The sequence below is a fragment of the Streptosporangium sp. NPDC003464 genome, assembly GCF_053588315.1.
On the sequence record NZ_JBSFPS010000010.1, the window covers coordinates 20,644 to 42,545 of the forward strand.

Consider the following 21,902-nt stretch of genomic DNA (forward strand, 5'->3'; position numbering starts at 1 on the left):
GTGGGGCCAATCGAACACAGCTCCACAAATGATTACTTATGAGGCAGCAGGGATAAGATCTGGAGCTCCAGTTAAGGCTGGAACCCTTATTACGGACATCCATATAACCTTATTAAGTATTTCTCGTGCCCGTATGGCCGTTTGCACCGTTCCAGAAAGGAGAACGGGTATAAGCGCGGCGGCCTCCAAAAGATCACATGATTGTGATTCACGATATTTCCCCCATATGTTGACTCCTTACATCCGGAGGCTCGCCGGATCCGGGCGCCGAGCTTTGGAGGAGACAGTGGCCCCATCCGACGGTGCCGCGATCGAGGTCCGCGGGCTGTGGAAGATCTTCGGCCCCCGGGCCGAGCGCGTTCTCGACGGCCCCGACGCGCGGCTCGACCCGGCCGCGCTCCGGGAGAAGACCGGCTGCGTCGCCGCCGTCAGGGACGTCGGCTTCGCGGTACGGCCCGGCGAGGTGTTCGTCGTGATGGGCCTGTCCGGGAGCGGCAAGTCCACCCTGGTCCGCTGCCTGACCCGGCTGATCGAGCCGACCGCCGGGGAGATCTCGATCGCCGGCCAGGACGTGCGCGCCGCCTCCCCGGCCCAGCTCAGGGACCTGCGCAGGCACCGGGTCAGCATGGTCTTCCAGCACTTCGGCCTCCTGCCCCACCGCAGGGTCCTCGACAACGTCGCCTACGGGCTGGAGGTCCAGGGCGTCCCCCGGGCGCGACGGCACCGGCGGGCCCGGGAGATCCTCTCCCTGGTCGGCCTGGACGGCTCCGCCGACGCCCGCCCCGACCAGCTCTCCGGCGGCATGCAGCAACGGGTCGGCCTGGCCCGGGCACTGGCCGTGGACCCCGAGGTGCTGCTGTTCGACGAGCCGTTCAGCGCGCTGGACCCGCTGATCCGCCGGGACATGCAGGCGGAGGTCATCCGCCTGCACCGCGAGGTCGGCAAGACCATGGTGTTCATCACCCACGACCTGTCGGAGGCGCTCAAGCTCGGCGAGCGCATCGCGATCATGAGGGCGGGCGCGATCGTCCAGCTCGGCACCGCCGAGGAGCTGGTCGGCGCACCCGCCGACGGCTACGTGGCCGACTTCGTCCGGGACGTGCCCAGGAGCGAGGTGCTCTCGCTGCGCTGGATCTGCCGCCCCCCGCTGGAGGAGGAGCACCTCGACGGTCCCGCGCTCCCGGCGGCCACCGTCATCCGCGACGCGGTACCGGCCGCCATGGCGTCGGCCCGGCCGATCCGCGTCATGCGGGACGGGGAGCTGATCGGCGTGGTCGACCGTCTCGACATCCTCGCGGCGATGGCCGGCGGCCCGGGCGTGGCCGTACCGGACGCCCGCCACCCGCAGGACCCCACGCGCTCGGAAGCCGGCCGCCCGCAGGACCCCACGCGCTCGGGAGCCGGCCGCCCGCAGGACCCCCCGGGCTCCGGGGCCCGCCCGGAGCGGCCCCGGCCGGCCAGCGGGGCCGGGGCATGACCTCCCCGCCGGCGGCGCTCTCCCCGGCGCAGGCGGCCCCACCCACCCCCCGCGCCAGGACGCCGCTGCCGTCCTGGCTGGCACCGCTCGGCGGCGCGGCCGTGGCGGTGGCCGCCTACCTGCTCTTCCGGGGCACCGCGCTCCTCCCCCACGACGACGACGCCGCGCAGTTCGCAGCCGTCAACGACGCGCGGGACTGGGTGGACGCCAACCGCAACGAGAGTCCGCTCTTCCTGTTCTTCGTGAACTACGTGCGGCTGTCCGTCGGCGCCCTCCACGACGTTCTCCGGCTCGCGCTGCACGGCGCCGGCTGGGTGGGGCTGATCGGGGCCGCGGGGACACTGGGCTGGCTGGCCGGCGGCCTGCGGACCGCGCTGCTCGCCGTACTGGGGACCGGCTCGTTCGCGGTGCTGGGGCTGTGGGAGGCCGCCGCCGACACCCTCGCGCTCGTGCTCACGGCGGTCCTGCTCTCGCTGCTCGTCGGCCTGCCGCTGGGCGTGTGGGCGGGCCGTTCGGTACGGCTGCGCCGCCTGCTCACCCCGGTCCTCGACGTCATGCAGATCATGCCGACATTCGCCTACCTGGCGCCGATGGTGCTGTTCTTCCAGATCGGGCCCGCGTCGGCCACCGTCGCGACGATGATCTACTCGATCCCGCCCGCGATCAGGATCACCGCGCTGGCCATCGAGCAGGTCTCCCCGACGGCCGTGGAGGCCTCCACGGCGCTCGGCGCCACCCGCCGGCAGACGCTGTGCAAGGTCCACATCCCGATGGCGCGCGCCACGATCGCGCTGGCGATCAACCAGACCGTCATGATGGCGCTGTCCATGGTGGTGATCGCGGCACTGATCGCGGCCCCGGGGCTGGGCTCGGACATCGTCCGAGGGCTCTCCCGGGCCAACGTGGGCCTCATGCTCCCGGCGGGCATCGCCATCGTGGTCATGGCCGTCGTGCTGGACCGGATCACCATGGCCGCCGCGGCGCGCGGGCCCGTGCCCTCCGGCGCCCTCTCCTCCCGGTCCCGGCTCGCCGTCGCGGCGCTCCTCCTCCTCGCCACCGGGCTCGCGGCCCGGCCCCTGCCCGCCGAGTTCCCCCAGGAGTGGGTGCTCCACCTGGCCGGGCCGGTGAACGAGGCCGTGAACTGGGCCAAGTTCTCCTGGTACGGCGTCACCGACGCGATCAGGAACGCCACCACCGAGGCGCTCCTCAACCCCCTGCAGACGGTGCTCACCACCGCCCCCTGGTGGCTGGTCGCGGCGGCCGTGCTCGCGCTCGCCTGGCGGACCGGCGGGGCGCGGCCCGCGGTCACCGCGGTGGGGTGCCTGCTCGCCACCGCCCTGCTCGGGCTGTGGCAGCACACCATGGAGACGCTCACCACCGTGCTGGCCGGGGTGGTGCCGACCCTGGCCGCCGGGCTCGTGCTCGGCGTCGCGGCGGCCCGCTCCCCCCGGTTCGCCGCCGCGCAGCGGCCGCTGCTCGACGCCGCGCAGACCATGCCCGCCTTCGTCTACCTGCTGCCCGCGCTGGCGCTGTTCGGCGCGACCCGGTTCACCGCGATCTTCGCCTCGGTGGTCTACGCGGTGCCGCCGGTCGTCCGGCTGGTGGAGGACGGGATCAGGAACGTCTCCCCGGCAGCCGTGGAGGCCGCGCGGTCGTCCGGCTCCACCGGCCGGCAGCTGCTGTGGAAGGTGCAGCTGCCGATGGCCCGCCCGGCGATCCTGCTCGCCGCCAACCAGGGCATCGTCATGACACTCGCCATGGTCGTGGTCGGCGGGCTGGTCGGCGCGGGCGGCCTGGGCTACGACGTCGTCTCGGGATTCTCCCAGCGCACCGACTTCGGCATGGGCTTCGCGGCCGGGGTGGCCACCGTGCTGCTCGGGATCGTGCTCGACCGGATAACGCAGGGCGCCGACAGGCGCCCTTCCCCCCGAAAGAAGAAGAGGATCGCATGAGGATCGGACGTAGAGTCCGCCTGCTCGCCGGTGTTCTGACACTCGGGCTGGCCGCCGCAGGCTGCGGTGGCGCCAAGGTGGAGACCGGCGCCGGCCCGGGGCAGCCGCCCACCGGCGCCACCGGGTCGTCGGCACCGGCCACGGGCGGCACCGTGAGGATCGCCGTCAACCCGTGGGCCGGCTACGAGGCCAGCGCCGCCGTGCTCTCATATCTGCTGGAGAACGAGCTCGGCTACAAGGTCGAGAAGAAGGAACTCGCCGAGCAGGTCTCCTGGGAGGGGTTCGAGAGCGGCGACGTCGACCTCATCGTGGAGAACTGGGGTCACGACGACCTGAAGAAGACCTTCATCGAGGAGAAGAAGGTCGCCGCCGAGGCGGGCTCCACCGGCAACAAGGGCGTCATCGGCTGGTACATCCCCAAATGGATGGCGGACAAGTATCCCGACATCACCGACTACAAGAACCTGAACAAGTACGCCGGCCTGTTCAAGACCTCGGAGTCGGGCGGCAAGGGACAGCTCCTGTTCGGTGACCCGTCCTACGTCAGCAACGAAGAAGCGATCATCAAGAACCTGAAGCTCGACTACAAGGTGGTCGTGGGCGGCAGCGAGGCGGCGCTGATCGAGTCGGCCACCCAGGCCCAGAAGCAGCGCAAGCCGCTGCTGTTCTACTTCTGGGACCCGCACTGGCTGTTCAGCCGGATCGACCTGGTCCGCGTCAACCTGCCGCCCCACACCGACGGCTGCGACGCCGACCCCAAGAAGGTCGCCTGCGACTACGCCGAGCTGGACCTCGACAAGATCGTGAGCAGGAAGTTCGCCGAGACCGGCGGCCGGGCCTACGAGCTGGTCAAGAACTTCTCCTGGACCAACGAGGCGCAGAACGCGGTGGCCGACGACATGACCAACAACGGTCTGAGCCCCGAGGACGCGGCCAAGAAGTGGGTCGAGGCGAACCCGGCCGTCTGGGCCTCCTGGATCCCCAAGTAACCGATCGGCCGATTCCGTGAGAAGACAACTCGCCGGCGCCGTCGCGGCGCTCCTCCTCCTCACCGCGTGCAGCGGCGAGGAGGCGGGGCCTCCGCCGGCCGGCGGCACCGTGAAGATCGCCATCAACGGGTGGGCGGGCTACGAGGCCAGCGCCGCGGTGCTCGGCCGGCTCCTGGAACAGGAGCTCGGCTACGAGGTGCGGAGGGTGGAGCTCAACGAGGCCCAGTCCTGGGAGGGGCTCGAAAAGGGCACGGTGGACGTCATCGTCGAGAACTGGGGCCACGAGACCGAGAAGAAGACCTACATCGAGGAGAAGAAGGTCGCCGTATCCGCCGGAAGAAACGGGAACAGAGGGGTGATCGGATGGTATGTCCCGCAGTGGATGGCCGACCGGTACCCGGATATCACCGACTGGCGGCAGCTCAACAAGTACGCCCACCTATTCAAGACCGATAAATCAGGTAATTTCGGTCAGCTCCTTGACGGGGACGCCTCATACGTCACCAATGACGAGGCCCTGGTCCGCAATCTCAAGCTCGACTACAAGGTCGTCTACGCCGGCAGCGAGAAGGCCCTGATAAGGGCCGCCAGAACGGCGACACGGCGGCGCACCCCGCTGCTGATGTATTTCTACGAACCGCAGTGGCTGTTCACGCAGATCAAGCTGGCCAAGATCAACCTGCCGCCCTACGCGATCGGCTGCGACGCCGACGCCGCCAAGGTCGCGTGCGACTACCCGCCCTACCTGCTCGACAAGATCGTGAGCAGGAGGTTCGCCGACACCGGCGGCCGGGCCTACGAGCTGGTGCGCAACTTCACCTGGACGAACGGCCAGCAGAACGCGGTCGCCGATGACATGACCAACAACGGCCTGAACGCCGACCAGGCGGCCCAGAAGTGGATCGACGCGAACCGGATCGTGTGGAAGGACTGGGTGCCCGACTGACACACCGCCGCGGGCCGCGCCCGGCCTGGACCGACATGCCGTAGGCGGCGCGGACCCGCAGGACGTGCTCGGCCCGGACCGGAAGGCCACAGACCGTACGGGCCGCGCCCGGCCTAGACCGACATGCCGTAGGCGGCGCGGACCCGCAGGACATGCTCGACCAGCGTGATGAGCGTGCCCTTGACGGAGTCGCGGGAGCGGGCGTCGGTGCGCACGACGGGGACGTGCGGGGCGAGGGCCAGGGCCTCCCGCACCTCGTCCTCGGTGTGCTGGAAGCGCCCGTCCCAGCCGTTGATGCCGACCACGAACGGGAGCTTGGCCTCCTCGAAGTAGTCGATCGCCGGGAACCCGTCGGCCAGCCGCCGGGTGTCGACCAGCACGACCGCGCCGAGCGCGCCGCGGACCAGGTCGTCCCACATGAACCAGAACCGGTGCTGGCCCGGCGTGCCGAACAGGTAGAGGATCAGGTCCCGGTCGAGCGAGAGGCGGCCGAAGTCCATCGCGACCGTGGTCGTCGCCTTGTTCGGCGTGAGACCGAGGTCGTCGATGCCGGCGCTGGCGTCGGTCATCACCGCCTCCGTGGTCAGGGGGAGGATCTCCGAAACCGCGCCCACGAACGTGGTCTTGCCGACGCCGAACCCGCCCGCTACAACGATCTTCGTCGACGTCAGGCCGCCGTGGTTAGAGCCTGCGAAGTCCACTGAGCACCCTTTCGAGCATGTTTAGATCCGGTTGTCCCTGTTCGAGCCGTGGCTGGTGGAGACGGACGAGGCCCTCGTCGACCATGTCCGCCACCAGCACGCGGGCCACCCCGAGGGGGACCCTCAGCAGCGCCGAGATCTCGGCGACCGAACGGAACGAACGGCACATCCTGATGATGGCGTCCTGCTCGGGAGTGAGCAGGGCCAGCTCCTCGTCCATGATGAACGAGGAGGAGACCAGTGTCTCCATCGCCATGTGATACCGGGGCTCGGATCGGCCGCCGGTGACCGCGTATGGACGGAACAGGGGCTCCTCGTCCCCGGTTCCGTCACTCCCGAGCACGTCCCTCTCCAGTGAAGGACTCGGTTGCCGCGAAGGACTCGGACACTACCGCCCCCTGGAGGACTGCAGCTCGGCCCGGAGGGCCGGGGTGAGCGCCTGGCCCGCCCGGTCGACGAGCAGCGTCATCTGGTAGGCCACCAGCCCCATGTCGCACTCGGGAGAGGCCAGCACCGCGAGCACGGAACCGTCGCTGATCGCCATGACCAGCATGAGCCCGCGCTCCATCTCGACCACCGTCTGGGTGACCGCCCCGCCGTCGAACACGCGGGACGCGCCCACGGTCAGGCTGAGCAGGCCCGCCGCGACGGCGGCGAGCTGGTCGGCCCGGTCGTCGGGGAACCCGTCCGAGCTGGCGATCCGCAGGCCGTCCGCCGAGACGCACACCGCGTGCGCGACACCGGGGGTGCCGCGGACGAACTCGGTGATCAGCCAGTCGAACCTGCGCGCCTCATGGCTCAGGGTCGTCACGAGCCCTCCTCCTTATCTGCCAGGGTTCTGGCGGTCTCCTCGTTCAGTTCGGCACGGCCCCGCCGTACGCCCTGCTGGAAACTCGACAAACGGCTACGCACCCGTTCGGGCGAGAGGGACGGCATCGGGCTGGACGGCGCGCTGGCCGCGGCGCCGGGCACCAGGTTGGCCTTGGGGGTCCGCTTGGGCAGACCGGCCGAGGTGATCCCACCGAGGGCCGGGTCGCTGGCCGCCTGGGCCGCCTGCCATCCGGCGTCGGCCGCGGTCTGCCAACCGCCCTGCTCCCGGACCGGCGCCTGCTGCGTGACCGGCTCGCGGACCGGCATGCCGTCCGGGGGCGTGGGCGCCTCGACCGCGGGGTCGACCGAGCCGAGCGGGTCCGGCGGCGCGGGGGTCTCCCGGGGCGCGGGCTCCTCGGCGACGGCCGCCTGCTCACCCGTGTCGTCGGCCCGGCGGAACCAGGCCGACTCGATGGAGGCGAAGATCGGCAGGAACTCCTCCTGCTCGGATTCGAGCGGGGAGACCCGTACGGCGGGCATCGACGCGGTCGCCGGATCCTCCTGAGGAGGCTGCCCCCAGGACGGGGCCGCGGGGGTTGGAACGCTCCCGCCGCCGTTCGCTCCGGGGACCGGACGCTTGGGAAGGGGGGATCCGCCGGTGGGCGCCGGGGCGCCGGACGGGCCGGCGTTGAGCGGCTGCGGCCGGTCCGGGGCCGGTTGGCCGCCGGGGAACGACGTGGAGCCGAACGGGGACGCCTGCGGGTCGGGGACCTGCCCGAACGAGGTCTGCCCGAACGAGTTCTGGCCGAACGGGGAGGCCGAGGGGGTCGAGTTCTGCCCGAACGAGGTCTGCCCGAACGAGTTCTGGCCGAAGGGGGACTGATCGGGGGCGGGCTGCTGGGCCTGCGGCTCGGCGCCCCACGAGGGGGTGATGGACGGCGGCTGCGCCGCCTCGACGATCAGCTCCGGCGGGAAGAGGACCATGGCGATGAGGCCACCGATCTCCTGCGGGCGGAGCTGGACGCGGATGCCGTGGCGCAGCGCCAGCCGGCCGACCACGAACAGGCCCATCCGCCGCGACACCGACACGTCGACGACGGGCGGGTCGGCCAGGCGCCGGTTGGTCTCGATCAGCTCCTCGGTGGTCATGCCGATGCCGGCGTCGCTGACCGCGAGCAGCGCGGCACCGCCCTCGATCATGCTGCTGGAGACCACGACCTGGCTGGCCCGGGGTGAGAACTGGATGGCGTTCTCCACCAGCTCGGCGACCAGGTGGACGATGTCGTTGGCGGCGCTCCCGGCGACCGAGATCGTGCGGTGCACCTTGACCTGGACCCGCTCGTAGTCCTCGACCTCCGACAGCGAGGCGCGCACGACGTCGACGAGCTTGGCCGGCTGGCTGCGCCTGCGGGTCGGCTCGTGACCGGCCAGGACCAGGAGGTTCTCGGAGTTGCGGCGCATGCGGGTGGCCAGGTGGTCGAGCTTGAACAGGTCCGCCAGGCGGCCGCCGTCCTCCTCGCCCTTCTCCAGGCCGTCGATCAGCGAGATCTGCCGCTCGACCAGGGTCTGGGTGCGGCGTGACAGGTTGACGAACATCGCGCTGATGTTGGAGCGGAGCTCGGACTCCTCCGCCGCCAGCCGCACGGCCTGCCGGTGGACCTCGTCGAAGGCCTTGGCGACCTCCCCGATCTCGTCCTTGGTGTCGACCGAGATGGGGTCGATGTCGGGGGTGCGGGAGTCTCCGGAGACCCGGAGCTTGCGCACGACCTCGGGAAGGGTGAATCCGGCGACGTCCAGCGCCTCGGCCCGCAGCCGGCGCAGCGGCAGGACCATCGAGCGGGCGATGAGGACGGTGAGGCCGAGGACCAGCAGCAGCAGGAGCAGGATGAGGCCGGAGGTGACGATCGCGTTGCGCTGCTCGGCCTTCTCCAGGTCCCGGGCCCGGGTGATCACGTCACCGGCGACCTTCTCCTCGACCTGCTGAATCTTGTCGATGGTCGCGCCGTTGTCGGAGAACCACTGCTTGACCTCGTTGAAGTCGGACAGCAGACGGCCCTCGTTGGCCGGGTCGCTGGCCAGCACGATCGCCCTGGCCTTGGTCAGCTCGGCGCGGTGCACCCTCTCGTCGATCATGGCCTTGACGAGGAGCTGGCCGTTGAGCGGACTCGCCTCGACGCCGAAGTCCGCCTTGTACTCCTCCATGCGCGACCGGGAGGCGATGAACTTCTCGATCTCCTGGGCGTTGACCAGCGAGGGCGCGTAGTAGCCGGCCAGCAGGCGGGCCCGCTGCTTGGAGATCTCCTCCTTGGCGTAGGCCAGCGCGCTGAGCGCACGGGTGTTGCCGACGATCTCCGGGTCGTCGCTGACCAGCGTGAGCTCCTCGTGGAGCTGGAGCAGCGGGGCGACCATGAGGCCGTACCGCTCCGCCTGGGCCGTACCGGAGAGCTCGCGCAGCTCCTTGAGGCCGGAGAGCTGGTAGGTCACGTCCCTGGCGGCCTCGGCCACCCGGAGGCCGTAGGAGTCGTCGATCGCCCGCAGGTCGAGGAGTACTTTTCCGACCAGCGCGTCGACGGTCTTGCGCTGCGCCCCGGCGTTGTCCTTCAGCCCCTTGTTGGAGGGCTGGAAGGAGGCCCAGGCGACCCGGTCACGTTCCAAACCGAGCGCCTGGGCGAGGTCGCGGATGTCGCTGGAGTATTCGGCCGCCGACTCGGTCCGCTGGTAGCCCGCCACACTGTCGACGGAGGTGACCACGCGGGTGCCGGCGAGCGCGACGCCCACCACGGTCGGCACCAGGATCAGGGCCGTGAGGCGCGACCGCACGCGCCAGTTCCGCAGGCCGAACCGGGCGGCAGGCCGCTTGCCGCGGTCGTGTGCCGGAGCACCGTCGCTCTCGGATGTCGCCGTCGTCACCGCTCTCGCTACCCCTCACCGTCACGACATAAGTGGCCAACATCAGACCACAAGGTCACGGGACATAATCGGCAAAACCGACAAACCGGACTTAATCGTTACGAAGGTGACAAGAGAACGATGGATTACGGTTACCGCAAGGCGGCAAGCACCTGGTCCCGCACCTGTGCCCGCTGGGCCTCATCGGTCAGAGGACGGCCGGCCCTGTCTACGACGTAGAAGACGTCTACCGCCTCTGCGCCGAGAGTCTCCACACGCGCAGCGCGTACGTCAAGACCGCAGTCCCCAAAAGCTCTACCGATTCGCCACAATAGTCCGGGACGGTCGTGGGCGCGCACCTCCACGACAGTCGCCGTGTTGGAGGCGTCGTCCACCAGGGTGACCCGCGGCGGGGCCACCGGCACCCGGGCCGGGCGCATCGACCGGGCCCTTCTGGCCAGACGCTCCTCGATGTCGAGCCGGCCGGCCAGCACCAGGCGCAGGTCGGCCTCCAGGGTCGCCGGATCGGGCGGCGAGCCGTACTCGGGGACGACCGAGAACTCGATGACGGCGGTCGCCCCCGCCGAGGCGGCCGAGGCGGCGCGGACCACCATCCGGTGGGCGGCGAGCACGCCGGCCGCGCGCCAGAGCAGTCCCGACCGGTCCGGCGCGACCACGGTGACCGCTCCCCCGTTGACCCGTACGGCGCCGCCGCCGTGCCGGGCCAGCGACGCCTGCGCGGTCGACAGCGCCGGCGCGGGCGGCGGCGGGGTGCCCGACAGGACCGAGCGCACCCGGCGCACGAGGTCGGTGACCAGGGAGGCCTTCCAGGAGTTCCAGGCGGCCGGCCCGGTCGCGTTGCCGTCGGCCACGGCCAGGGCGGCCAGCAGTTCGAGGACCTCACGCGTGCCGACCGCCTCGGCCACCCGGGAGATCGTCACCGGGTCGTCCAGGTCGCGGCGGGTCGCCGTCTCGGGCAGCAGCAGGTGGTGGCGGACCACGGTCTCCAGGATGTCGACGTCCGCCGGGGACAGGCCGATCCGGGTGCCGATGTCACGGGCCACGACCGCGCCGGTGGTGGAGTGGTCGCCGGGCCAGCCCTTGCCGACGTCGTGCAGGAGCGCGGAGATGAGCAGCAGGTCCGGCCGGGACACCTCGCGGGTGAAGGAGGCGGCTCCGGCGGCGGCCTCGATCAGGTGCCGGTCCACGGTGTAGCGGTGCACGGGATTGCGCTGCGGGCGGTGGCGCACCCGCTCCCAGTCCGGGAGGAGCCGGACCAGCACCCCCGCCTGGTCCAGCTCCTCCCAGACAGGCACCGCCGCGCGCCCCGCGCCGAGCAGCGCGACCAGCGCGTCCCGCGCCTCGTCCGGCCACGGGACCGGGAGCGGCGGGGACTGGGCCGCCAGCGTGTTCACGGTGGCGGGCGCGAGGGGCAGCCCCGCCTCCGCGGCGGCCGCGGCGGCGCGGAGCACGAGCACGGGGTCCTTGCGCGGGTTGACCCCGCGGGCGAGCACGACCTCGCCGCCGTGCTCGACGACGCCGTCGGCGAGCGGGCGGCGGCCCCGGGGGGCGGGGCCCGACACCAGCCGGTCGACGGTGCGCCAGGTGGCGTCGAAGGCGTGCGCGACCGTCCGGCCCGCCTCGGCGAGCCTGCGCATCAGCGCCTCGGCGTCGAGCAGGCCCAGTGCCCCGGCGACCGCGTCCTGCTCCTGGAGGACCAGCCGGTCGGCGCCCCGGGCGGTCACCAGGTGCAGGCCGTGCCGTACGTCGAGCAGGAGTTCGTAGGCCTCGCGGACCCGGGGGCCCGGGGCCGATGCGACCCAGGCGGCGGCCACGGCCTGCATCGCCTGCACGTCGCGGATCCCGCCGTGCGAGTCCTTGAGATCGGGTTCGAGCAGGAACGCCAGCTCCCCGCTCGACTCCGCGCGCTTGTCGGTGGCCTCGCGCAGCTCGCCCAGGCGGCGCCTGGAGTCGGCCCGCCACTCGGAGAGCACCGTCTCGCGGGCCGCGCGCGTCAGGTCGGGGTCCCCCGCCACGTGCCGGGCCTGGATCAGCCCGAGCACCGCCTTGAGGTCGTCTCTGGCGACCGTGGCGGCCTCGTCCACGGTCCGCACCGAGTGGTCGAGCCCGACTCCGGAGTCCCAGACCGGATACCAGACGCGGTCGGCGATGCGCGCCACGTCGTCACGGCCGTTGTGCAGCAGGACCAGATCCAGGTCACTGCCCGGAGCGAGCTCGGCGCGGCCCAGGCTGCCCACCGCGACGAGCGCGACACCGCTGAGGGCGCCGCGCTCGTCGGTGCTCCTGGAGTCCCCGCTCCTCCCCGTGCGCCCGTACGGCGTGCCGCAGGCGGTCCGGAGCAGGTCCGTCAGCCAGCGGTCGATGTCCGCGGCCCGTTCCTTGCGGGCCGCGGCGTACGAGCGGGTGTCGCCTCTCACCGGTCAGAGCGCCTCGGGTCCACGCTCTCCGGTGCGGACCCGGACGACCGTGTCCACCGGGACCGACCAGACCTTGCCGTCACCGATCTTGCCGGTCTGCGCGGCCTTGACGATGACGTCGATGACGTCATCGGCGTCGTCCTCCTCGGCGAGCACCTCCAGCCGGACCTTGGGCACCAGGTCCACCTGGTACTCGGCACCCCGGTAGACCTCGGTGTGGCCGCGCTGGCGGCCGTACCCGCTGGCCTCGCTGACCGTCATGCCCTTGACACCGAACTGCTCCAGGGCCGCCTTCACGTCGTCGAGCTTGAAGGGCTTGATGACCGCGGTGATGAGTCTCATGCGCCGACCTTCTTGGACGCCGGGGCGGCGACCGCGCCGTTGGCGGAGGCCACGCCCGAGGAGTGGATGGTGCCGAGGTCGTAACCGGTCTCGGCGTGGGAGGTGATGTCGATGCCGGTGACCTCTTCCTCCGTGCTGACCCGGAAGCCCATCACCCTGTCGATGATCTTGGCGATGACCCAGGTGACGACGAACGAATAGGCGCCGACGGCCACCGGGCCCAGGACCTGCAGACCCAGCTGGATGACACCGCCACCGTAGAACAGACCCTTGTGCTGCTGCTCCAGGAACGGGTAGGCGGCGAGGAATCCGAGGGAGACCGCGCCGATCACACCGCCGACCAGGTGCACGCCCACCACGTCGAGCGAGTCGTCGTAGCCGAGCTTGTACTTCAGGCCCACGGCGTAGGCGCAGACCGCGCCGGCCAGGGCGCCGATGAGCATGGCGGCCCAGGGGTCGACGAAGCCACAGGCCGGGGTGATGGCGACCAGGCCGGCGACGGCGCCCGAGGCGACGCCGAGGCTGCTGGCGTGGCCGTCGCGCGTCTTCTCAACCACGATCCAGGCGCCGGCGGCGACCGCGGTGGCGATCTGGGTGTTCATGAACGCCAGGCCGGCGGTGCCGTCGACGGCGAGCTCGGAGCCCGCGTTGAAGCCGAACCAGCCGAACCAGAGCAGGCCCGCGCCGAGCAGCACCAGGGTCAGGTTGTGCGGCCGCATCGGCTCCTTGCGCCATCCGGCGCGCTTGCCGAGGACCAGCGCGAGGGCGAGTGCCGCCGCTCCCGCGTTGATGTGGACCACGGTGCCGCCGGCGAAGTCCTCGATGCCGAGGTTGAACAGCCAGCCGTTGCCCCAGACCCAGTGGGCCACGGGGAAGTAGACGACGGTCGCCCAGACGACGGTGAACAGCACCCAGGCGCCGAACTTGGCACGGTCGGCGATGGCACCGCTGATCAGGGCGACGGTGATGATCGCGAAAGTGAGCTGGAAGGCCGAGAAGACGAGGCTCGGCATGCCGGTGCCGTCGTCCTTGGTGGCCGTGTCGACCAGGCTCTGCAGGCCGAGGGCGTCGAAGCCGCCGACGAACTTGTTGACGATGTCGCTGCCGTTGTCGGTGAAGGTCAGCGAGTGTCCGTACAGAACCCAGGCGATGGTGACGGTGACGATGCTGACGAACGACATCATCATCATGTTCAGGACGCTCTTGGCCCTGGTCATGCCCCCGTAGAAGAACGCGAGCCCAGGAGTCATCAGCAACACCAGCGCGGTGGCCGTGAGCATCCAGGCAGTGGTGCCGCTATCGATCTTCATTCGACGCGACCCTCCCTTACAAATGGCGTGTGGCCGTTTTCACAGTCGCAGTGAACGCTTCCTGGGCTCCGTCGACCGGCCGCGCACTGACGTTGCGCCACAGCGTCCGCTTCCGCCGTTTCAGGTCCCGACCAGGTGTGTTTCGCATCTGTGAAACTCGGCCACACGGTGTTTCGAGGGTGTTTCGGACAGGGCGCCCCTTGGCCCGCAGATGACCACAACTATGCTTAGGCATGCCTTACCTAAAGCTCTAAGGGGAATCGATGACCTTCCGCACGGCCAGGGCCGCGGCCGCCGTCCTGCTGTCCACCCTCGCCCTCGCGGCCTGTGGCTCCTCCGGCGGCGGCCAGGCCGCCGAGGGGCCGACCCGCACGATCAAGCACGCGATGGGCGAGACGAAGGTGCCCGAGTCCCCCAAGCGGGTCATCGTGCTCGACACCGACAAGCTCGACACCATGGTCTCCCTGGGCCTCACACCGGTCGGCGCGGCGCAGGCGTCCGAAAACCAGGCCTGGCCGAAATACCTGGGATCCGCGCTCGACGCCACCAAGCCGGTCGGCACCCTCCAGGCGCCCAACCTGGAGGCCATCTCCGCGCTCAAGCCGGACCTGATCCTCGGCACGAAGTTCCGGCAGGAGCAGTTCTACGGCAAGCTCAGCCAGATCGCGCCCACCGTGTTCACCGAGAAGGTCGGGATCACCTGGAAGGAGAACCTCCTGCTCGACGCCGACGCCCTGGGGAAGAAGGCGCAGGCGGACAAGCTCCTCGCCGACTACCAGGCGCGGGCCGGCTCCCTGGGCGGCTCCGACGCGGTCGAGGTGAGCATCGTGCGCTTCATGCCCACCCAGATCCGGATGTACGGCCCCGAGTCGTTCAGCGGCATCGTCGTCGGCGACGCCGGTTTCGGCCGTCCCGAGCCGCAGCGGCTGGCCGACGCCCAGGACAAGCGCTTCGGCGAGCTGAGCCAGGAGAACCTCTCCCAGGCCGACGGCGACGTGCTCTTCTACAGCGCCTACGGCGCCCAGGCCGCGCAGAGCCAGGCCGCGGTCACCGGCGGCCCCCTGTGGAAGAACCTGCCGGCGGTCAAGGACAGCAGGGCGCACAACGTGGACGACGAGACCTGGATGCTCGGCATCGGCGTCACCGCCGCCGGGAAGATCCTCGACGACCTGGAGAAGTACGCCAAGCCCTGACGCCCCCGGAACCCGGGCCGCGTCCCCGACCCCCGCGCGGACGGCCGGGGACGCGGCCCCGGCTCCCGCGGGGACGGGAAGAGGTCCGGCCACCTCACCGGTCGCCGGCCACCTGGCCGGTAGGACTGGGAAGATCCGGTCCGGTACGGCGCGGCCGTACCGGACCGGCGGACGGTCAGGCCGCCGTGGCCATCTTCCGCAGCCGCGCCAGGGCGTCGCGCTCGATGCGGCGGGCCCGGTCACGCCCGATGCCGTAGCGCTCGCCGACCTCGGTCAGCGTGTGCTCGCGGCCGTCCATGAGGCCGTAGCGCCAGCGGAGCATCTCGCGGGTCTGGCCCTCCAGCCCGGTCAGCCACTGCTCCAGGCGCTCACGCTCCAGGATGTCCATCGCCTGCTGCTCGGGGTCGGCCCACGTCTCGTCGGCGATCATGTCGCCGAGCTCGGTCTCGTCCTCGTCGCCGACGCCGAGCTGGAGGGAGACGGGGTCGGAGGCCCAGCGGCGCAGCTCGCGGACCCGCTCGACCGGCAGCTCCAGCACCGCGGCCAGGTCGGCGTCCGTCGGCTCCTGGTCGAACTCGGCCAGCATGTCGCGCCGGACCCGCATCAGCCGGGTCATCTGCTCACCCGCGTGGGTGGGCAGCCGGACCGGCCGGGCCTGCTCGTGGATCGCACGGCCCACCGACTGGCGGATCCACCAGGTGGCATATGTGGAGAACTTGTAGCCGCGCCGGTAATCGAATTTCTCGACCGCCCGGACCAGGCCCAGGTTTCCCTCCTGGACCAGATCGATCAGCGGCATTCCCCTTCCGGAGTATTTGCGCGCGACCGCCACCACAAGACGTAGATTGGCCTGGATGAATTCGTCCTTGGCCCGCTGCCCCGAAACAGCCAGTCGTTCGAGCTCCTCGTCGGCGGCGTCCGCGATCCGCGGCTCCGCCAGTCCGCCGTCCAGCAACTGCTCCGCGAAGAGGCCCGCCTCGATCCGCTTGGCGAGCTCGACCTCCTCCTCCGCGGTGAGCAGGGGGACCCGCCCGATCTCAGCCAGGTAGGTCCCGAGCAGGTCTCGATCCGAGACGTGCTGATCCTGCGTCCGATTCCCCGTCGGCCTTGCCATCCGATGGCACCTCGCTCCGCCTGCTTATGGCATGCCCGCACGCTCGCCCAAGGCCCCGCGCGTGCAGACATGTCGCTTGCCTAATCAACGCTCGGATCAGGGCAAAGATTCCCTAAAAAAGTACGTCCGGAGAACGGTTTTGAATTTCCTCCTTAAGGAGGATGTCTTCGAACGTGACGTCACGGGCATTGCGGCTGCCCTCGCGGACCGGCTTCAAACCAGGCGGCGTCCCTCCTTCCAGACCTGCGCCACCAGTGGTACCCCCGGGCGGTAGGCCAGATGGACGTAGGACGGGGCGTCCAGGATCACCAGATCGCCGCGGGCCCCCACCCGCAGCGTGCCGACGTCGTCGCGGCGCAGCGCCCTGGCTCCGCCGTACGTGGCGGCCCGGACCGCCTCCAGCGGCGTCATCCGCATCTCCCGGACGGCCAGCGCCACGCAGAACGGCATGGAGGAGGTGAAGGAGGACCCGGGATTGCAGTCGGTGGCCAGCGCGACGGTCACCCCGGCCGCCAGCAGGCGGCGCGCGTCCGGGTAGGGCGAGCGGGTGGAGAACTCCGCGCCGGGCAGCAGGGTGGCCACCACCCCGGCCGAGGACAGCGCCGAGACGTCCTCGTCGGTCAGGTGGGTGCAGTGGTCGGCCGAGGCGGCGCCCACCTCCGCGGCGATCCGCGCGCCGGGGCCCTCCCCGAGCTGGTTGGCGTGGACCCGGGGCAGCAGCCCGGCCTTGACCCCGGCGAGCAGGATCTCCCTGCTCTGGTCGGCGTCGAACGCGCCGCGCTCGCAGAACACGTCGACCCACCTGGCGTACGGCGCGCAGGCCCGCAGCATCTCCCCGGTGACCGTGCGGACGTAGTCGTCGGCGGAGGAGGCGTCCGGAGGCACGACGTGCGCGCCCAGATAGGTGGTCTCCCCGGTGAACCTGCGGGCGATCTCCAGGGAGCGGCGCTCGTCTTCGACCGTGAGGCCGTAGCCGCTCTTGATCTCGACGGTGGTGGTCCCCTGGGCGAGCATCTCGGCGACCAGCGCGGCCGTCCGCCCGGCGAGGGCGGCGTCGTCGGCCGCGCGGGTGGCCGCGACGGTGGTCCGGATGCCGCCGGCGCTGTAGCGCTCCCCCGACATGCGGGCGGTGAACTCCGCCGTGCGGTCCCCGGCGAAGACCAGGTGGGCGTGGCTGTCGACGAAGCCCGGGATCACGCAGCGCCCGCCCACGTCCACGCGCTCGTCGGCGCCGGGGTCCGTGCCGGCGGCTCCGGTCCACACCACCGTGCCGCCGTCGACCACCATGGCGGCGTCCTCGATCTCCTCCCGCGCCGGGTCACCGGTGTAGAGCAGGCCGATCCGGTCAAAAAGGACGCTCATGCGCTCTCCCCTCGCGCCTCGGCGACCGCCGCGCCGAGCAGCGCGCCCACGTCGCCGAGGACGTGCCGGCCCTCGACGACCACCCGGCGGCCGCCCGAGATCACCGAGTGCACGTCGGCGGCCGTGGCGGCGAAGACCACCGTCTCCGAGGCGCCGTTGTGCGAGGCGCCCGCCGTACGGACCGAGTCGAGGCGCACCGACACCAGGTCGGCCCACGCGCCCGGCACGAGCGTGCCCGCGTCGGGGAAGCCCAGCGAGGCGTGTCCGGCGGCGGTGGCGGCCTGGAGCAGCTCGGCCGCCGTCCAGTGACCGCGCTGCTCGCTGGCCAGCCGCTCGTCCAGCTCGACCGCGCGGGCCTCCTCGAACAGGTCGATGACCGCGTGGCTGTCGGAGCCGAGTGTGATCGGCGAGCCCGCCTCGAACATCAGCCTGGCCGGGCCGATGCCGTCGGCCAGGTCGCGCTCGGTCGTCGGGCACATGCAGACGTGGGTGCCCGACTGGCCGAGCAGCGCGATGTCCACATCGGACACGTGGGTGGCGTGCACGGCGGTGGAGCGGGGGCCGAGCACGCCGTGCTCGGTCAGCACCTGGACCGGGCTGGCGGCGTACATCTCCACGCAGGCGGCGTTCTCGGCGCGCTGCTCGGAGACGTGGACGTGCATCGGGAGCGCGTGGTGGTGGGAGAACCTGCTCACCGTCGGCATCTGCTCGGCGGGGACCGCTCGGACCGAGTGGACGGCCACGCCGACCTCCACGTCCTCCGCGCCCCGGTAGGCACCGGCGAGGGCCTCGACCCGCACGGCCCAGTTGTCGGCGTCGCCGTCGCCGAAGCGGAGCTGGGTGCCGGTCAGCGGGGTGCCGAAGCCGCCGCTCAGATAGCAGGTGTCCAGCAGCGCGATGCGCAGCCCGGCCTCCCGCGCGGCCTGGACGAGCGCGTGCCCCATGACGTTCGGATCGTCGTACGGCCTGCCTCCCGGGCCGTGGTGCAGGTAGTGGAACTCCCCGACACCGGTGATCCCGGCCAGCGCCATCTCGGCGAAGGTGGCCCTGGCCAGCCTGAGGTAGGAGTCGGGGTCCAGTGTCGCGGCCACGCCGTACATCTGCTCGCGCCAGGTCCAGAAGCTGCCCTTCTCCCGCTGCGTCACCCCGCGCAGGGCCCGGTGGAAGGCGTGGGAGTGCGCGTTGGCCAGCCCGGGGACGGTCAGCCCGTCGAGCCGGACGGCCCCCGCAGGGGGGTCGGCCATGCCCGGTGTGATCTCCTCGATGCGGGAGCCCGAGATCCGGACAAGCACCCCCGCGACGACCTCGCCGGGCGGCAGCCAGGCCAGCTCGCACCAGTAGTTCAGCTCCGGCACAGCTCCTCCAGGGCGGTGGCGAGGGCGGCGACCCCCGCGTGGCAGTCAGACATCTCGGCGTGTTCCTCAGGGGAGTGTGAGATTCCCGTTGGATTGCGTACGAACACCATCGCGCTGGGCACGCCCGCGGACGCCAGGATCCCGGCGTCGTGACCGGCCCCGGTCGGCAGGACGGGCACGTCCCCCAGGACGGCGGCGATCCGCTCCCTCAGGACCACGTCGAAGTCGACGACGGGGGTCCACGATTCGGCGCTGACCTCGGCCCCGGAGAACTCGCTCAGCTCGGCGACCAGCGCCCGGACCGCGGCTTCGTCGCCGCCCCGGGCGTCCAGCCAGGCGCTGACCAGCCCGGGGACGGCGTTGGCGTTGTTGGGCGACACCCGGAGCTTGCCGAAGGTGGCCACCACACCGCCCCGCTCGGCGGCTTCGCGGGCGCGCAGCACGGTCCGGGCGAAGGGCAGCATCGGGTCGTCGCGGTCTTCCAGCCGGGTGGTGCCGGCGTGGTTGGCCTGACCGCGGAAGTCGAACCGCCAGCGGCCGTGCGGCCAGATGGCGGCGGCCACGCCGACCGGGGCGTCCCGGTGGACCAGCGCCTGGCCCTGCTCGACGTGGAGCTCCACGAAGACGCCGACGTGCCCGAGGGTCTCGTCGTCGCGGCCCAGCTCGCCGGGGTCGCGTCCGGCCCGGCGCAGCACCTCGGCCATCGAGTCGCCCCCGTCGTCGGTCAGGCCGCGGGCCCGGTCGGGGTCGAGCGCGCCGGTGAGCAGCCGGGAGCCCATGCAGGGGACGCCGAACCTGGCGCCCTCCTCGTCGGTGAAACAGGCCACCCCCAGCGGGCGGGCGGGCTCGAACCCCCTGGCCCGCAGGGCGTCGAGGGCGGCGAAGGCGGACACGACGCCGAGGGGGCCGTCGAAGGCGCCGCCCTGCCGCACCGAGTCGAGGTGACTGCCCGTGACGACACCCGGTCTGCCCGACGGGTCACCCCACCAGGCCCACAGGTTGCCGTTTCGGTCTTCTCGCAGGTCGAGGCCCCTTCCGGCGGCCTCCTGGCGGAACCACTGGCGGAGCTCCAGATCGGCGGGCGACCACGCGTCGCGCAGGTAGCCCCGGGTCCGGCCGTCACGTCCGAGGTGCGCGATGGCACCCCACATCTCGTCGAACACCCCTCCATTATTGTGAATGGGGTCATTCATTGGCGAACCCGCGTCCCCTTCGGCGCGCGGACCCCGCCCCGCCCCGGGACACGGCCCCGCCTCAGGACCGGGATCCGCTCCGGAGCGCGGCCCCGCGCTCCGGCGCCCGGGCCCGGCGCTCAGCTCGCGGGCCCGGCCGTCGGGCGGACGGTGATCTCGGTGACGTGGGCGTCGGGAGAGGCCGTCACGGCCGCCGCCACCGCCCGGGCCACCGACTCGGGGGCCAGGTATTTCTCCGGCTCGTAGGTCCCGTTCTCCTGGGCCCGCACGCCGCGCTGCATGTCGGTGTCGATCCGCCCGGGGTAGACCGTGGTCACCCTGAGGCCGGGCTCCTCCAGCCGGAGCGCGTCAGCGAAGGCCCGCAGCGCGAACTTGCTGGCCGCGTAGGACCCCCAGTTAGGGTTGGCCCGCTGCCCCGCCCCCGAGTTGACCGCCACCACGTGGCCGCCGGCCGCGCGCAGCGCGGGCAGCAGCAGCCGGGTCAGCTCGGCCACCGCGACCACGTTGATCTCCATCGTCCGCCGCCAGACCTCGGCGGGGGTCTCGGCGATCCGCCCCAGCGTCACCACCCCGGCACTGTGCACGAGGACGTCGAGCCGGTCGATCCCGGCGACGTCGGCCTCGGTGACGGCGGTGAGCTCCACCGGCCAGGGCCGCGCGTGCGGCAGGCCCGCGCAGACCTTGGCCAGCGCGTCGACGTCGCGGCCGCCGAGCAGCAGGTCGTGGGTGGGGGCCAGGGCGTGCGCGACGGCGGCCCCGACCCCTCGGGAGGCTCCGGTGACCAGCGCGGTCGGTCGTGCAGACATGCAGGTCACCTTACTCCGGTCACTCCCGGCTACCGAGGGCGGAACGTGGCGGGTCCGGGGCGCTCCAGCGTCAGGGCGTAGACGTCGTGGGGGTAGCGATGGTCGTTCGGGCGGATCCTGATCTCGCCGGCGGCGGCCTCCAGGATCACGCACCGGTACCACTCGCCGTCCTCCAGGAACTCCCACGGCCGCATCAGCACCTCCAGCCCCGACCGGTGGACCTCCTCGGCGGCCTCCCCCTCAGGGCGCGGCCCTCCCAGCGGGTAGCCGAACACGGTCAGCGGCTCCCATCCGCCGTCCACCGGCCGCAGGAAGCCCAGCAGGGCGCCGTCGTCGTCACGCCTGATCTCTCGCATGATTGACACCATATACAAATTTTAATAAAAATTTGGATATGTCTTCCACCCGTGTTCTACTTCTCGGCGTGCTGCTCGACGGCCCGCTCCACGGCTACGAGGTACGGCGCCGCCTCGAACTCATGGGCACCCAGCACTGGGCCAACGTGGCCTACGGCTCGATCTACCACGGGCTGGGCAAGATGGCCGACGAGGGCCTGCTGGATCGGATGGAGGAAGGCAAAGGTGGCAAGACCCTCTACGCGATCACCGACGTCGGCCGGGCCGAGTTCGGGCGTCACCTGCTCAGCCACTGGTGGGAGATCAAGCCGATCGTGGATCCGTTCCAGGTGGCGATCACCTTCATGGACCGGCTCTCGCCCGCCGAGCTGGCCTCGGCGATGGAGGCCAGGGCCGCCCAGCTCCAGTTCGCCATCGGGATGACCGAGCGCGCCATCGGCGGCAAGCAGGCCTACGGCGCCCCCCGGCACATCGACGAATGCCTGCGGCTCAACATCCTCCAGCTCAAGGCCCAGCTGACCTGGGTCGACGAAGCCGCCGAGAAGGTCAGGAACGGCGAGCTCCCCTGAGGGGCGCCCGCCCCCGGAGAGCCGCCGGGCCCCGGAAACCGGTTGAGCCTCCCCCGGCCAGAGGGTCCATCCTCTTCCTTGCCCCGCCGGAGGCCACCGC

At 71.4% G+C, this 21,902-nt stretch carries 19 protein-coding genes; 6 read left to right on the plus strand and 13 right to left on the minus strand.

All coding sequences use genetic code 11. The features are described from left to right. Positions 1–226 precede the first annotated feature (226 nt). Genes ACWDS7_RS04010 through ACWDS7_RS04025 form a run of 4 tightly spaced genes read left to right on the plus strand, consistent with a single transcriptional unit; the run spans position 227 to position 5,364 of the window. On the plus strand, positions 227–1,477 hold the full coding sequence (locus ACWDS7_RS04010; protein ID WP_451928013.1) for a quaternary amine ABC transporter ATP-binding protein: 1,251 nt from the start codon (positions 227–229) through the stop codon (positions 1,475–1,477). Beyond that, positions 1,474–3,429 carry an ABC transporter permease gene (locus ACWDS7_RS04015; RefSeq protein ID WP_451928014.1) on the plus strand — a complete coding sequence of 652 codons (1,956 nt, stop codon included), beginning with the start codon at positions 1,474–1,476 and terminating at the stop codon, positions 3,427–3,429. Before ACWDS7_RS04010 ends, ACWDS7_RS04015 begins: the two co-directional genes overlap by 4 nt. Then, positions 3,426–4,418 (plus strand): ABC transporter substrate-binding protein, encoded by a 993-nt coding sequence (locus ACWDS7_RS04020; RefSeq protein WP_451928015.1) that lies wholly within the window; start codon positions 3,426–3,428, stop codon positions 4,416–4,418. Before ACWDS7_RS04015 ends, ACWDS7_RS04020 begins: the two co-directional genes overlap by 4 nt. A gap of 16 nt (positions 4,419–4,434) precedes the next feature. Continuing rightward, on the plus strand, positions 4,435–5,364 hold the full coding sequence (locus ACWDS7_RS04025) for an ABC transporter substrate-binding protein (RefSeq protein WP_451928016.1): 930 nt from the start codon (positions 4,435–4,437) through the stop codon (positions 5,362–5,364). A gap of 113 nt (positions 5,365–5,477) precedes the next feature. Here ACWDS7_RS04025 and ACWDS7_RS04030 read toward each other — a convergent pair whose 3' ends face one another. The 7 genes from ACWDS7_RS04030 to ACWDS7_RS04060 all read right to left on the minus strand — a co-directional run bounded on the left by ACWDS7_RS04030 (position 5,478) and on the right by ACWDS7_RS04060 (position 13,854). Then, on the minus strand, positions 5,478–6,065 hold the full coding sequence (locus ACWDS7_RS04030; protein ID WP_370879581.1) for a GTP-binding protein: 588 nt from the start codon (positions 6,063–6,065) through the stop codon (positions 5,478–5,480). Then, entirely contained in the window at positions 6,046–6,321 is a 276-nt protein-coding gene (locus tag ACWDS7_RS04035) for a DUF742 domain-containing protein (protein ID WP_370879605.1), read from the minus strand. The genes ACWDS7_RS04030 and ACWDS7_RS04035 overlap by 20 nt, the downstream gene beginning before the upstream one ends. Positions 6,322–6,453: 132 nt before the next feature. Further along, positions 6,454–6,876: a roadblock/LC7 domain-containing protein gene (locus ACWDS7_RS04040; protein ID WP_370879580.1), complete on the minus strand. Its 423-nt coding sequence runs from the start codon at positions 6,874–6,876 to the stop codon at positions 6,454–6,456. Beyond that, positions 6,873–9,695 carry a nitrate- and nitrite sensing domain-containing protein gene (locus ACWDS7_RS04045; RefSeq protein ID WP_451928017.1) on the minus strand — a complete coding sequence of 941 codons (2,823 nt, stop codon included), beginning with the start codon at positions 9,693–9,695 and terminating at the stop codon, positions 6,873–6,875. The genes ACWDS7_RS04040 and ACWDS7_RS04045 overlap by 4 nt, the downstream gene beginning before the upstream one ends. A gap of 221 nt (positions 9,696–9,916) precedes the next feature. Next, positions 9,917–12,202, minus strand: coding sequence for a [protein-PII] uridylyltransferase (locus ACWDS7_RS04050; protein ID WP_451928018.1), 2,286 nt, complete (start codon positions 12,200–12,202; stop codon positions 9,917–9,919). A gap of 3 nt (positions 12,203–12,205) precedes the next feature. Further along, positions 12,206–12,544: a P-II family nitrogen regulator gene (locus tag ACWDS7_RS04055; protein ID WP_271216486.1), complete on the minus strand. Its 339-nt coding sequence runs from the start codon at positions 12,542–12,544 to the stop codon at positions 12,206–12,208. Further along, positions 12,541–13,854, minus strand: a complete 1,314-nt coding sequence (locus ACWDS7_RS04060; protein ID WP_451928019.1) for an ammonium transporter — start codon at positions 13,852–13,854, stop codon at positions 12,541–12,543. The genes ACWDS7_RS04055 and ACWDS7_RS04060 overlap by 4 nt, the downstream gene beginning before the upstream one ends. A gap of 263 nt (positions 13,855–14,117) precedes the next feature. Here ACWDS7_RS04060 and ACWDS7_RS04065 point away from each other — a divergent pair, with 263 nt between their 5' ends. After that, a complete protein-coding gene (locus ACWDS7_RS04065) occupies positions 14,118–15,047 on the plus strand; it encodes an ABC transporter substrate-binding protein (protein WP_451928020.1) in 930 nt (309 codons plus the stop codon). 175 nt (positions 15,048–15,222) lie between these two features. Here the strand turns inward: ACWDS7_RS04065 and ACWDS7_RS04070 are convergent, their stop codons facing one another. From ACWDS7_RS04070 to ACWDS7_RS04095, 6 genes are all read right to left on the minus strand, one after another. Continuing rightward, the gene (locus tag ACWDS7_RS04070) at positions 15,223–16,161 is read right to left on the minus strand and encodes a sigma-70 family RNA polymerase sigma factor (RefSeq protein WP_306856555.1); all 939 of its coding nucleotides are present in this window, start codon (positions 16,159–16,161) and stop codon (positions 15,223–15,225) included. Between the two features lie 213 nt (positions 16,162–16,374). Next, on the minus strand, positions 16,375–17,523 hold the full coding sequence (gene hutI, locus ACWDS7_RS04075; protein WP_306856554.1) for an imidazolonepropionase: 1,149 nt from the start codon (positions 17,521–17,523) through the stop codon (positions 16,375–16,377). After that, the gene (locus ACWDS7_RS04080) at positions 17,520–18,878 is read right to left on the minus strand and encodes a formimidoylglutamate deiminase (RefSeq protein ID WP_451928021.1); all 1,359 of its coding nucleotides are present in this window, start codon (positions 18,876–18,878) and stop codon (positions 17,520–17,522) included. The genes hutI and ACWDS7_RS04080 overlap by 4 nt, the downstream gene beginning before the upstream one ends. Then, on the minus strand, positions 18,866–20,029 hold the full coding sequence (locus ACWDS7_RS04085; protein ID WP_451928051.1) for an allantoate amidohydrolase: 1,164 nt from the start codon (positions 20,027–20,029) through the stop codon (positions 18,866–18,868). Before ACWDS7_RS04085 ends, ACWDS7_RS04080 begins: the two co-directional genes overlap by 13 nt. A gap of 161 nt (positions 20,030–20,190) precedes the next feature. Further along, complete coding sequence (locus ACWDS7_RS04090; RefSeq protein ID WP_306856552.1) at positions 20,191–20,877, minus strand: SDR family oxidoreductase; 687 nt, start codon at positions 20,875–20,877, stop codon at positions 20,191–20,193. A gap of 29 nt (positions 20,878–20,906) precedes the next feature. Beyond that, positions 20,907–21,233 carry a hypothetical protein gene (locus tag ACWDS7_RS04095; protein ID WP_451928022.1) on the minus strand — a complete coding sequence of 109 codons (327 nt, stop codon included), beginning with the start codon at positions 21,231–21,233 and terminating at the stop codon, positions 20,907–20,909. A 38-nt stretch (positions 21,234–21,271) separates the two neighbouring features. Between ACWDS7_RS04095 and ACWDS7_RS04100 the strand changes: the two genes are divergently transcribed. Continuing rightward, positions 21,272–21,802, plus strand: coding sequence for a PadR family transcriptional regulator (locus tag ACWDS7_RS04100; RefSeq protein ID WP_451928023.1), 531 nt, complete (start codon positions 21,272–21,274; stop codon positions 21,800–21,802). Positions 21,803–21,902: the final 100 nt, after the last annotated feature.